7 protein-coding genes are annotated in these 13,015 nt (G+C 65.5%); 1 reads left to right on the top strand and 6 read right to left on the bottom strand.

Annotation, left to right across the window (positions count from 1 at the left end; translation table 11 throughout):
• Window positions 1–69: 69 nt before the first annotated feature.
• From ACLD02_RS09530 to ACLD02_RS09520, 3 genes are all read right to left on the bottom strand, one after another.
• Window positions 70–1,200 carry a beta-ketoacyl-ACP synthase III gene (locus ACLD02_RS09530; RefSeq protein ID WP_410298557.1) on the bottom strand — a complete coding sequence of 377 codons (1,131 nt, stop codon included), beginning with the start codon at window positions 1,198–1,200 and terminating at the stop codon, window positions 70–72.
• Window positions 1,201–1,394: 194 nt separating this feature from the next.
• Window positions 1,395–5,267 (bottom strand): ATP-dependent RNA helicase HrpA, encoded by a 3,873-nt coding sequence (gene hrpA, locus ACLD02_RS09525; RefSeq protein ID WP_410298556.1) that lies wholly within the window; start codon window positions 5,265–5,267, stop codon window positions 1,395–1,397.
• A 5-nt stretch (window positions 5,268–5,272) separates the two neighbouring features.
• Complete coding sequence (locus ACLD02_RS09520) at window positions 5,273–7,096, bottom strand: M61 family metallopeptidase (RefSeq protein ID WP_410298555.1); 1,824 nt, start codon at window positions 7,094–7,096, stop codon at window positions 5,273–5,275.
• 74 nt (window positions 7,097–7,170) lie between these two features.
• On the opposite strand from ACLD02_RS09520, the gene ACLD02_RS09515 reads away from it, so the two are divergent.
• A complete protein-coding gene (locus ACLD02_RS09515) occupies window positions 7,171–8,085 on the top strand; it encodes an alpha/beta fold hydrolase (RefSeq protein ID WP_203101130.1) in 915 nt (304 codons plus the stop codon).
• A gap of 85 nt (window positions 8,086–8,170) precedes the next feature.
• Here the strand turns inward: ACLD02_RS09515 and ACLD02_RS09510 are convergent, their stop codons facing one another.
• The 3 genes from ACLD02_RS09510 to ACLD02_RS09500 form a co-directional block, all read right to left on the bottom strand.
• A complete protein-coding gene (locus tag ACLD02_RS09510) occupies window positions 8,171–10,249 on the bottom strand; it encodes a transporter substrate-binding domain-containing protein (protein ID WP_410298554.1) in 2,079 nt (692 codons plus the stop codon).
• A gap of 147 nt (window positions 10,250–10,396) precedes the next feature.
• Window positions 10,397–11,818, bottom strand: coding sequence for a thrombospondin type 3 repeat-containing protein (locus ACLD02_RS09505; RefSeq protein ID WP_410298553.1), 1,422 nt, complete (start codon window positions 11,816–11,818; stop codon window positions 10,397–10,399).
• Between the two features lie 14 nt (window positions 11,819–11,832).
• Window positions 11,833–12,924, bottom strand: a complete 1,092-nt coding sequence (locus tag ACLD02_RS09500) for an OmpA family protein (RefSeq protein WP_238400821.1) — start codon at window positions 12,922–12,924, stop codon at window positions 11,833–11,835.
• Between the last annotated feature and the right edge of the window lie 91 nt (window positions 12,925–13,015).

The raw sequence follows: 13,015 nt of genomic DNA, 5'->3' as shown, positions 1-13,015 counted from the left end.
TCAGCGCCACGCCACCCATGGATGCACGGACCGGGTAAAGGTTACGTGGAGATCCACGAAAACGGCGCTTTATTTCACCCGGTCGACCACCACGCTGCCGATCGAATAGCCGGCGCCGAAGGAGCAGATCACGCCCTTGGTACCCGCCGGCAGGTCGGCGTTGTGCTTGTGGAAAGCGATGATGGAACCGGCGGAGCTGGTGTTGGCGTAGTCGTCCAGAATCACCGGCGCTTCCTCGCGACTGGCCTCGCGACCCAACACCCGGCGGGCGATGAACTCATTCATGTTCAGGTTGGCCTGGTGGAGCCACATGCGCTTGACCTGTTCCACCGGCACCTCCAGATCACCAAGGTGGGAGGTGATCTGCTCGGCCACCATCGGGCAAACCTCCTTGAACACCCGGCGGCCTTCCTGGCGGAACAGCTTGTCGCGGGCGCCAACGCCATCCGGCGCGGCGCGGTTGAGGAAACCGAAGTTGTTGCGGATGTTGTTGGAAAATTTGGTCTGTAGCCGTGTGCCCAGTACTTCCCATTGATTGACGCTGGTGGCGTCCTCGGCGCGCTCCAGAATCACCGCGGTACTCACGTCGCCGAAGATGAAGTGGCAGTCGCGGTCTTCCCAGGCCAGGTGGCCGGAGCAGATTTCCGGGTTGACCATCAGCACGCGGCGGGCGGAGCCGTTGCGAATCGCGTCGACCCCGGTCTGAATGCCGAAGGTGGCGCTGGAGCAGGCCACGTTCATGTCATAGCCCCAGCCGTGATTCATGCCCAGGGCGGCCTGCACTTCCACCGCCATGGCCGGGTAGGCGCGCTGCATGTTGGAGCAGGCCACCAGCACCGCGTCCAGGTCGTCGGCGGTGAGGCCGGCATTGTCGAGGGCCTGACGCGCGGCCTTGACGGCGATTTCCGCCTGCACGGAAATCTCGTCGTCGCCACGCTCGGGGATGGTGGGACACAGGCGATCCGGGTCGAGGATGCCTTCCTTATCGAGCACGAAGCGTTGCTTGATCCCCGAGGCCTTTTCGATGAAAGCGCTGTTGGAGTGCGTCAGGGCGTCCATCTCCCCGGCTTCGATGGCCGCCGCGTGGCGGCGGTTGTAGCGGTCCACGTACTCATTGAACGACGCCACCAGCTCGTCGTTGGTGATCGATTGCTCCGGCGTCCAGAGTCCGGTACCGCTGATTACTACGGAATGGGTCACAAGCCTGTCCTCGCGCAAAGGGCGCTCCGAAAAGTAGAGCGCCGCGACAGTAAATAGGTCAATTATCCGGATATGACAGGTCCGGCGCAAAGGCCATAAACCGGATCGCGACTGAAGTCGCGCCTACAGCGTTGGTCGCTCCTGGCGCGTTGAATGTGCCTTAGGAGCGGCTTCAGCCGCGAATCCAGCCTCACTCAACAGGCTTCCCACTGCTTGTTGAGCCGCTTGGCGGACACCGTCACCCTGGTACCCAGGGGCTGGGCGAACAGACTCACCCGGTATTCCTCGATCATCCAGCGGAACAGCCGCAACGGGGGCGGTTGCCGCCAGGCCGGCGTATCACCGGCGCGGCGCCGGTAGCGTTCCTGAAAATCCTCCAGTTCCGCCACCAGGGCCCGGTCGCGGCCGGCCTGGCCGCTGAGTTTTTCCAGGCGCTGTTCCAGCGCCGCCAGGTAGCGGGGGTATTCGCTCAGCCAGTCCGCCTCCACCGCCAGCGGAAAATCATCGCCGAACAGGTCGGCGAGCTGGGTTTTCAGGTCCCGGTGGGCATGGGCCCAGGCGAGCGGAAAGTTCTTCTCCAGACGGCCCATCACGCCCCGGTAAGCCGCGAACAGCCGACCGTATTCGCCCAGGGCGTTCTCGGCGGCGGCCACGAAGTCCCCGCGCCCGGTATCGAAACGGGCGCGCCAGTCCGCCTCGGCACGCACCGGCTCGGAATGGAAACGGAAATGGTCGGCGGCGATGCGCAGCAGTACCCGCTCCAGGCCCCGCCGGCCCAGTTCCGACTTGTCCGCCTTGAGCTTCTGGAAGCCCGGCTGCTGGCCGGCGAAGCGTTTCAGGGCACGCACCTGATCGCCCAGGGCCAGCAGCGCCAGGCGGGCGCACCCATAGCCGTGGTGCCAGGCGGCGTCATCGGCATCGGACCAGCGGCGCCGGGCCACGGTCTCGCCGCCATCCTCCAGCCCCGGGAAGTAACGCAACCGCACCCCGCCCTGCGCCACCTCCTCGCTGTCCGGCAGCTCGCCGAAACACCAGTCCCGGCCTTCCGGGTCCGGCTCGCGCTGGCCGGCGGTCTCGGCGGCGGCCTGCACCTGATCGGCGAAGGCGCGCCGCAGCGCCGTCAGATCACGGCCCTCACGCAGAGTGGCGCCGTCGCCGTCCACCAGCCGCAGGTTCATGCGCAGGTAGTCGGGAATCCGTTCCACCGGCCATTCTTCCTGCTCCACCCGCACGCCGGTCATGCGCTGCAGTTCCCGGGTCATGGCCGGCAGCAGCGGCCGATCCGGCGCCAGGGATTCCATCAACGCCTCCACGTAATCCGGCACCGGCACGAAATGCCGGCGGCGCGCCTTGGGCAGGCCGCGGATCAGCGCCTCCAGCTTCTCGCGCAGCAAGCCGGGCACCAGCCAGTCCAAGCGCTCCTCCGGCACCTGATCCAGGGCCGCCACCGGCACCACCAGGGTCACGCCGTCGGTGTCGCCGGTGGGTTCGAAGCTGTATTCCAGCGGCAGCGTCAGGCCATCCAGGTCGAGCTGGTCGGGGAAGGCGTCCTGACGCAGGTCCGGGCTGCGCGAGAGCAGGAAGTCATCGTCCATCAGCAGAGCCCGGCGTTGCGCTTCGCTGGCTTCCTTGCGATACCAGGTTTCCAGGTGGGTAAGCGTGTACAACCCGTCCGGCAAACGCTGGTCATAGAACGCCACCCGCGCTTCCTCGTCCACCAGGATGTCGCGGCGGCGCAGCTTGTGCTCCATGTCCTCAAGCCGTTCCAGGCGCTCCCGGTTGGCCTTCACGAATGGCGGCTCGCGGGTCAGCTGGCCGTCCACCAGACCTTCGCGAATCATCAGTTCCCGGGCCAGGGGCGGGTCCAGGGGACCGTAGTTAACACGCCGGCCGGACGCCAGGATCAGGCCGAACAGATTGACCTGTTCCTTGGCCATCACGCAGCCGCGTTTCTTCGACCAGTGCGGCTCGAAATACTGGCGCTTGATCAGGTGCGCCGCTTCCTGTTCCACCCATTGCGGCTCGATGCGCGCCACGCAGCGGGCGAACAAGCGGCTGGTTTCAACCTGTTCGGCGGCCATCAGCCAGCGGGCGCCGTTCTTCTTGCCCGCCCGTTTGCTCAGGGTGGAACCCGGCCAGATCAGCGGTTTGCGGTTGCGGGTGGAGAGCCATTCGCCCTCCTCGCCGCGCTGCATCACATTGCCCAGCAGGCCGGTGAGCAGGGCCCGGTGAATAGCCTCGTACTCCGCCGGCTCGGCGTTCAGGGTCCAGCCCTGTTCCCGGGCCAGCAGCAACAACTGGCGATGGGTATCGCGCCACTCCCGCATGCGCGACGGCGCCAGGAAGGTTTTCTTCAGGGTCTTTTCAAACTGATTGCGTGACTGCGCCTCGCGCTGCTCCTCCGTCCATTGCCAGAGGTTCAGGAACCATAGGAAATCGCTGTCCTTGTCCTCGAACGGCTGGTGGGCCTGGTCCGCCTGCTGCTGCTTGTCCCGGGGCCGCTCGCGGGGGTCCTGCACCGCCAGGGCGGCGACGATCACCAGCACCTCGCGCAGGGCCTTCTTGTCGGCGCCACCCACCACCATGCGCGCCAGGGTCGGGTCCAGGGGGAAGCGCGCCAGTTGCCGCCCCAGGGGCGTGGGCTTGCGTTTGCCGTCCAGGGCGCCCAACTCCTCCAGCAGCCGGTAACCGTCACGAATCAGCCGGCCATCCGGCGGTTCCATGAACGGGAAGTCCTCCACCGCGCCCAGGCGCAGGTCCGACATTTGCAGGATCACCGCCGCCAGATTGGTGCGCTGGATTTCCGGATCGGTGAATTCCGGCCGCTGCAGGAAATCGTCCTCGTCGTAGAGGCGGAAGCAGATACCCGGCATCAGCCGGCCACTGCGCCCGGCGCGCTGATTGGCGCTGGCCTGGGCCACCGGTTCCACCGGCAACCGCTGCACCTTGGAATGCACGCTGTAGCGGCTGATGCGGGCGGTGCCGGCGTCGATCACATAACGAATGCCGGGCACCGTGAGGGAGGTTTCCGCCACATTGGTACTGAGCACCACCCGCCGCCCCCGGTGGCCGGAGAACACCCGCTGCTGTTCAGCGCCGCTCAAGCGCGCGTACAGCGGCAGCAGCTCCGTGTCGCGGAACTCACAGCGCTTGAGGTGGTGGTGCACGTCGCGGATGTCGCGCTCGCCGCTCAGAAACACCAGCACGTCCCGGGCTGTTGGCGGGCCGTCGCGGCGCTCCTCGCGCTGAATCTCACGCAGCACATCCTCCACCTGGGGGCCCAGGTCGCGATCGCCCTCCGGCGGGCGGTAGCGGATCTCCACCGGATAGGTGCGCCCGGATACCTCGAACACCGGCGCGCCGTGGAAGTGCTCGGCGAAGCGCTCATGATCGATGGTCGCCGAGGTAATGATTACCTTCAGGTCCGGACGGCGCGGCAACAGTTGTTTCAGGTAACCGAGCAGGAAGTCGATATTGAGGCTGCGTTCATGGGCCTCGTCGATGATCAGAGTGTCGTACTGATGGAGGAAGCGGTCGTTCTGAATCTCGCTGAGCAGCATGCCATCGGTCATCAGCTTGATCAGGCTGTCCTCGCCGACCTGCTCACTGAAGCGCACCTTGTAGCCGACCTTCTCGCCAACCCGGGTGTGCAACTCCTCGGCCAGCCGCGCCGCCACCGAACGGGCCGCCAGCCGACGCGGCTGGGTGTGACCGATGTAGCCATCCACGCCACGTCCCAGCTCCAGGCAGATCTTGGGCAGCTGGGTGGTCTTGCCGGAGCCGGTTTCGCCGGCCACCACCACCACCTGGTGATCGCGGATCGCCGCCGCCAGCTCCTCGCGATGGCGTACCACCGGCAGGTCCGGCCATTCCAGCGGCGCCGCCAGTAACCCACGACGGCGTTCCCGGGCGGCCACGGAGCGCTCGATGGCGGCGGCCACCTGGTCGCGACCGCCGGCGCTGAAACGCCGGGCCAGACCGTCCAGGCGTTTTTTCAGGCGCGGCCGGTCCCCGGCCCGGGCCTGCCGCAGACGTTGATAAAGATCCTGTAATGAAGTTTCGGTCATGTACTTTAGCGGCGATTGAACAACCAGGCCCGGCCCTTATCGTTGAGCTCGTCGCCGTCCATGCTCAGCCAGGCGGTGGTCGGCTCCGACGGTGCCAGCGCCACGGTGAACCGCATCAGCTCGTCGCGGCGGAAGGCGTGCACCTCCACCCGTTCACCTTCGCTGTAGCCGGCCAGGACGGTGTCCAGCGAGCCCGCGTCCACCTTGATGCCGTCCACGGCGATGATCACATCGCCGGCGGACAGGCCGGCGGCCATTGCCGCGCCCTGCTCGTAAGCCACCTGCACCCGGGCGCCGCCCGGGTCCGCCGCCACGCGCACCCCCAGGTGCACCGGCGAGCGGTCGGATTTTTCGCCCGGTTTGTCGCCCGGCTTGCCACTCGGTTTACCACCATTGTCGCCGTGCCCTTCGGCGGCCCGCCAGTTCAAGGTAACGCCGCGCTCGGCAAGCAGTTCCTCCAGCGGCAGGTCCTCGGTGCGGTACAGGGCCAGGTCGAAGAAATCGCCCAGATCGGTACCGGCCACTTCCTCCGCCAGCGGCCGGATACCCTGCTCCGGCACGCCCTGCCCGGTCTGGCCGTGGCGTTGCCACAGCAGCCGCATGAGATCATCCAGGCTTTTCTCGTCGTTGGTGGCGCGACGCAGGGTCAGATCCAGAGCCAGAGCGATCAGCGCCCCCTTGGCGTAATAGCTGACGATGGCGTTGGGCGCGTTCTCATCCTGCTGATAAAAACGCGTCCAGGCGTCGAAGCTGGATTCGGTGACGGTCTGCTTAAAGCGGCCCTGGCCGCGATACACCCGGGTAATGGTCTGGCCGAGCAGCTCCAGATAGCTCCGTGGGCTGATCAGCCCGGTGCGCGCCAGGGACAGATCGTCGTAATAGCTGGTAATGCCCTCGAAGGCCCACAGCAATTCAGTGTACACCTCGCCGCGCAGGTCGAAGGGAGTGAACGCCTCCGGCTTGATGCGTTTGACGTTCCAGGTGTGGAAATATTCGTGGCTGCACAGGCCCAGGTAGCTGCGATAGCCGTCGCGGACCTGGTCCGGGGCGTCGGTGCGCAGGGGCAGATCGGTGCGCGGGCTCATCAGACTGGTGGAGTTGCGGTGCTCCAGGCCGCCGTAGCCGTTGGTGACCAGGGTCATGAACACATAGCGCTTCATCGGCGCCGGCTCGCCGAACAGCTTGATATGATGCTCGCAGATCGGTCGCAGGTCCCGACACAGCCGCGCCATGTCCGCCCGGTGGCGACCGCTGAGCACCACCTGGTGGGGAACGCCACAAGCCTCGAATTCGGCGTGGTCGAAATCACCCATCTCCACCGGATGATCAAGCAGCGCGTCGTAGTCGTCGGCGCGGAAGCGACCGAAGCCCAGCTCCGGCCCGCTTACCCGCTCCAGGCCGGTGGCCAGTTTCCAGGTGCCGTAGGCGGCGCCGTCCGGGGCCTCGATGTCCACTTCGCAGGGCTGGTCCTCGAACCCCATGGCGGCGAGGAACACGCAGGGACCGTTGAAATAGCCGTGGGTGGTATCCAGATGGGCACCGCGTACCGACAAATCCCAGGCGTAGACCTGGTAATCCACGGTCACCGGCCCGTCCACCGGCGGCAGCTGCCAGGTTTGCTTGTCGATCTTGGCCACGTCCAGCACCTGGTCGCCGGCGCGGGCTTCCAGGCTGACGATATGGCGGGCGAAATCGCGGATCATGTAGCTGCCCGGAATCCAGGCCGGCAGCGTCAGCCCCTGGCCTTCCGGGGTGGGCGCGGCCACGGTCAGGGTGATCTGGAACAGATGGGCTTCCGGTCTGAGCGGACGAATCCGGTAATGAATCACACCGACTCCTTAACTGGCGACGAGGGGCCCGTCATGATACATGTTCAGCACTGTTTCTGGGGAACCCCTCTACCATGACTTCGGACTGCTTCGTTATTGGCGCCGTCGACGGCCACACCATCGGCGTGCATGAATGGCGTGCCAGCGAATCGCTGGGCACCTTGATCTGGCTGCATGGCATGGCCGAGCACGGCGCCCGCTATCAGGCCCTGGGCGAAATTCTCGCCGAGCACGGCTGGAACCTGTATTGCCCGGACCATCGCGGCCATGGCATCAGCATGGACGGCGCCGACCCGCCCGGCCATTTCGCCGACGACGACGGCTGGCAAAAGGTGATGAGCGATATCGAGCGCGTCATCGATACCGTGGCCGAGCGCCACCCCGGCCCGTTGGTGCTGGGCGGCCACAGCATGGGTTCGTTTCTGGCCCTGGCCGGGGCCGAGCGATTCGGCGACCGGCTGGACGGCCTGGTACTGTGCGGCAGCGACTACCACGCCAGCGCCTACTATCGCACCCTGCTGCCGGTGCTGCGCTGGCAGCAACGGCGCCAGGGCGCGCGCGGCCAGAGCAACCTGATCGACACCCTCACCTTCCGTGCCTGGGCGCGCAGCGTGCCCGACGCGCGCACCGACTTCGACTGGTTGAGCGCCGACCCGGCCCAGGTGGCCGCCTATATCGAGGACCCGAAGTGCGGTTTTCAGTGCACCAACGCCACCTGGGTGGCGCTGGTGTCGGCGCTGGCGCGCATTCAGTCCGGCAAGGGCCTAGCGGCGCTGCCGGCGAACTTGCCAGTGCTGTTGCTGGGCGGTCGCGAGGACCCCATGAGCGGCGGCGGCAAGGGCATGGATCGTCTGGAAAAGGCACTGCGCCGCCGCGGGCTGCCGCTGCAGCGTCTGGATTGCCCCAAGGGCCGCCATGAAATCCTCAATGATTACTGCGCCCCGGAGGTCCGCCAGACACTGTTGGAGTGGCTGAACCGGCGTTTGTGACGCCAGCGCCGGATCGCGGCTGAAGCCGCTCCTACCGCATTCTAAAGCCCCGTAGGAGCGGCTTCAGCCGCGATTGCGCCGGACTTTAATCCGGCTCGGCGGAGATGTTGTTCTCCTCGGTGAAATCCACGTAACCCAGGTAGCGGTTACGGATTTCGCGCACGTACTTCACCGGCTCGGAACCACGCACGTATCCGAAGCGTGCCTGGCGCGCGTATTGCGGCCGCGACAACAGCAACATGGCGGTTTCCACGTTGCCAAACCACTGATCCGGGTCCTTGCCCAACCGCTGGGCCAGTACCCGGGCATCTTCCACGTGACCGGCGCCGGCGTTGTAGGCGGCGAGCCCGAAATAGAGCTTCTGCGCCAGCTCCAGGCGCTGCGGGAAACGGTCCTCGAGCCATTCCAGGTAGGCCAGCCCGGCGGCGATGCCCTGCTCCGGATCATGCAGATCGGTGAAACCGAACTGGCGGCCGGTGCGCGGCATCACCTGCATCAACCCCCGGGCGCCAGCGAACGAGCGCGCATCCGGGTCGAACTGACTTTCCTGGTACATCTGCGAGATCACCAGCCGCCAGTCGAAGCCGTATTCAAGCGCGTATTCCTTGGCCAGGTCGTCGTAGGGAGAGATTTCCTTGCCCGCCTCCACCCGGTATTGCTCGTGAATGCGGATGGTCTTGGTTTCCTTGAAATAGCGGTTGAAGGTGACGTTGTAGAACAGCCCCTTGTAGTTGCGGGTAATGTAGGCATCAAGCTGCTTCTTGAGGCCTGGCTGATTCTCGCGCAGGCCCCAGGCGATATCACGGCTGCCTTCCAGGGTCCACAGCGGCTGGATGTCGTCACGGTAGGTGCTTTCCAGCGCCGCCAGATGGCTGTCCACCAGGGTCAGGTCGGCGTCACCATCGGCCACCTGCTGGATCAGCATCTCCGAGGTGGCGTCCGGCACCAGACGAGTTTCCACGGCGATGCCCTGCTCACGCAATGCCTCCAGGCTATCCACGAAGGCGCTGTCCGGCGCCACCGCCACGGTGCGCCCGGCCAGCGCCTGAACCGATTCAAACGGCTCCTCGTCGGCGCGACCGATAATCTGCTCGTGCACCTCGAGGTAGCGCTTACTGAACCGCCAGCCGGCCCGCCGGCGTTCCTCGGTGTCGGTCATGGAAGCGGCGATGACGTCGCCGGCCCCGTCCTGCAGGGCCTGGAACATGGCCGAGGCGCTGTCGCGCACCACCATGCGCACGCGCAGTCCGTGCTGCTTGGCGAAGTGGCGCGTGAGGTCGTAATCAAACCCCATCAACTCCCCCCGCCAGAGGAAATAGCTGGCCGGATTGTTGGAGGTGATCACCCGCAGCACGCCTTCCTTCTTGATCGCCGCCCAGTCCCGTTGGGCCCGGGCCCGCACCGAGGCGCTCACATGATGGCTGACGATGAATTCGTTGATCGCCGCGCGCAGCGCGGTGTTGTCCGGTCGCACCGCCCAGGCGATACGGCGGCGCTCGGTGACCACCGGGCCCTTGCGCAGGCCGTCGTAGTCCATCAGCAGGCTGTCGAGCATGTTGCCGTCGACAATGGCGGCGTCATAGCTGCCCGCCGCCACCGCATCCAGCAGACCGGAATCAGAGGTGCCCGGGGGCAGCGTTTCCACGGTCAGGTTGTCGTGGCGCTCCGCCAGTTCAGCGGCGGTTTCCGCGTAGGCGGTGTCTTCCGGCACCGCCACGGTGATCTCGCCCAGCTCCGCCAGGCTGCCCCCCTCACGGTCCTTGGCCACCACCAGATACTCGTCGATCACCGCCACCGGCGTACAGAACGCCACCCGCTCGCGGCGATCGTCGGTGACCGAATAATTGCTGACGATCATGTCCGCGCGACCGTCGTTGATCATGTCGTCCAGGCCGCCGGTACCATCGGCGTACACCCAGCGCGGCTCCAGGCCCAGGGATAGGGCCGCCGCCTCCGCCTGCTCGCGGAACTCCTGCAGCGGCACGCCCTCGCGCACCAGGGCCTGCTCCTCATCAAAGCGTGGCGCCACCAGGCGCAACTCGCCCCGTTCGCGCAGAGCGTCCAGGTCACCGGTCTCGATGTAGTCCTTGGATTGCGGCCCACAGGCCCCCAGCAGCAACGTCAGGCCAGCCAGCAGAGCCGCCAGCACTCGGTGTCGTGTCATAACGTCGATCCCTCCTGCCTCTCAATCTAACCGAAAAGACTGACCGACGGCGAACCCCCATGAAAAACGGTGGCCGACAGCGCGGCTCGGAAGCAAAAAAAAGGGGCGCCGAAGCGCCCCTTGAGGGATTGCCTAATCGTTGTTGTATCAGGGTGCGATGTTCCCCGTGCAGACACGGTGAATACGCAGGGTGTCGTTGGCGTTCAGGAAGCCGGCGTAGTCGAGTTGCACTTCGTCGAAGGTCAGGTCGTTGGTATCGACCTCGGTGACCAGGAAGCGTTGATCGCTGTTGATACCCAGGCCCAGCAGCTCCAGATCCAGGCCCTGGCCGCCTACCACGGCGCTGTCCACTTCCTCGCCGTCGTTGAAGAAGCGCACGGTCAGGAAATCACCCAGCAGACTCAGGTTGAGCAGCGCCGAGGCCGGATCGGAGATCACGAAGCCAATGCGGTTGATACCGGTGAAGTCGTTGGACTGATCCACCGCGGAGGCGCGGATTTCGGCGCCGCCGTAAAGCAGAGCCAGGGAAACGTTGATCTCGGCGTAGCTGGCATCGATACCGTCGAGCATGTTCTCCGGGTTCTCCACGGTGGCGATGGACACCGCCAGGGAGTTACCACTGGCTTCGTAGTCCGGGCTCAGCAGCGGCTGGTAGGTGGTGCCGGCGTTGCAGGTGAAGCCGTCGGTGTCGCACACGTCGCCGACGCCGTCACCGTCCGCGTCCGCCTGGTCGGCGTTGGCGGTGTTCGGGCAGTTATCCAGGTCGTCCGGCACGCCGTCGCCATCGGTGTCGGTGTCGTCATCCACCGGGCAGCCGTCGTTTTCCGGCGGGCCCGCTTCGGTCGGGCACTGATCGTCCTGGTCGTTGGTGCCATCGCCGTCGTCGTCGTTGTCGCAGATGTCGCCCACGTTGTCGCCGTCCAGGTCGGCCTGATCCGGGTTGGGGATGAACAGGCAGTTATCGTCCTCGTCCGGTACGCCGTCGCCGTCGGTGTCGGATTCGCAGGCATCGCCCACGCCATCCTGGTCGGTGTCGAGCTGGTCGGCATTGGCCACGTAGGGGCAGTTATCGTTGACGTTCTGCACGCCGTCGCCGTCGCGGTCGTTGTCGCAGACATCGCCCACGCCGTCGTTATCGATGTCGGACTGGTCCGGGTTGGCCACCATCGGACAGTTGTCCTTGTTGTCCTCGATGCCGTCACCGTCCTGGTCGGTGTTGTTGTCGCAGGCATCGCCGATGCCGTCACCGTCGGTATCGGTCTGGTCCGGGTTGGACACGCGCGGACAGTTGTCATCGTCGTTGTCGACGCCATCGTCATCGATGTCTTCGTCGCAGGCGTCGCCGATGCCGTCGTTGTCCTGGTCCGCCTGGTCGTTATTGGCGAACGCCGGGCAATTGTCCTCGTCGTCCGGAATGCCGTCGTTGTCCTGGTCGTCCGGCGTGTTCGGGTTGGGCTCGTTGGGGGTGGGATCGCCACCGCCGCCGTCGCTGCTACTCGCTTCGCAGCCGTAGATCCCGGCGCCGAGAACGGCGAGCAGGACCAGCATCATTACGTTCTTCATACTCATCATCGTCGTTCTCCTCACTTCTCGGTAACCCGGAACTCAACGCGCCGGTTCATGGCCCGACCGGACTCGGTTTCGTTGCTGGCAATGGGGTCCAGCTCGCCGTAGCCGCGCGCGGTCACGCGATCGGCGGCGACGCCACGGTCCAGCAGGTACTGGCGCACGGACTCGGCGCGTTGACGGGAAAGTTCTTCGTTGTAGTCGGCGTTGCCGACGCTGTCGGTATGGCCGGCCACTTCCACGCGGAAATCGGTCTGTGATTTCAGGGATTCCGCGATGCGGTCCAGGGTCGATTCCGAGGAACGGGCGAGACGGGCGGAATCGAACTCGAAGTTGATGTTGCTCAGGGTCACCGTCTGATTGGCGATCAGGCAGCCCTTGGCGTCCACCTGACCACCTTCCAGGGTGTTCGGGCACTGGTCGCGATCGTCCGGCACGCCGTCGCCGTCGGAATCGATCATCGGCTTGGGCGGGGCCTGCACTTCGCGGGTCTCGACCACCACTTTCTCCTTGGTGATCACCTTGGTGTAACCGAGCGGAATCTCCACACCCAGTGACAGGCGCACGTCGCCGAACCCGCCGTTGCCGCGCGCGGCGCCGGAGCCGTCGAAGTCGTCGTAGACGTAGCGGGCCTCGCCGCGCAGCTTCAGGCCATTGTTGAAGATCGGGCCGGTCACCGCGCCGAGACCGGCGTTGGCGGTGAAGCTGTTCTCCTCGTCCTCATCGGGCAGCACTTCCTGATCGATGATGCCTGCGGCCACCACGAAGTACGGGGTGAAACCGGTGCGGTCGCCAAAGGCGTAGGCAAGGCCGGTGGTAAGGTGGTATTGATAGAAGTCCTGGGTGTTGGGCAGGTTCGGGTCCATCTCATAGAAACCGCCTTCGGTTTCCCACCACCAGCGATCGGACAACTGGCGACCGTAGAACACGCTGTAGCCAGCGCCGCTGTCATCGAAGCCGCGCTCGTCGTCCAGATCCAGGTAGGAACCGAAACCACCAACGTACTGGCGGGTGTTGAGGGTTTCCTCGTACTTCTCGTCCGCCAGAGCCGGCTGGATCACCAGCCCGACGGCCATTACAAGCGAAGAAACTTTCAGGCTTGCGTTCATCTGTACCCCCCTCGGGTATCAACGGATTACAGTGCAATCATTGGAATAGCCGGGGGGCCGGAAAAAAACAGGCTTCCGGTGACGTCGGGTA

The sequence above is a fragment of the Alloalcanivorax sp. C16-2 genome (assembly GCF_046507615.1).
In the GTDB taxonomy this organism is placed as follows: domain Bacteria; phylum Pseudomonadota; class Gammaproteobacteria; order Pseudomonadales; family Alcanivoracaceae; genus Alloalcanivorax; species Alloalcanivorax marinus_A.
Note: the sequence above shows the minus strand (reverse complement) of the source record. Positions and strands in the feature narration are given on the sequence as shown.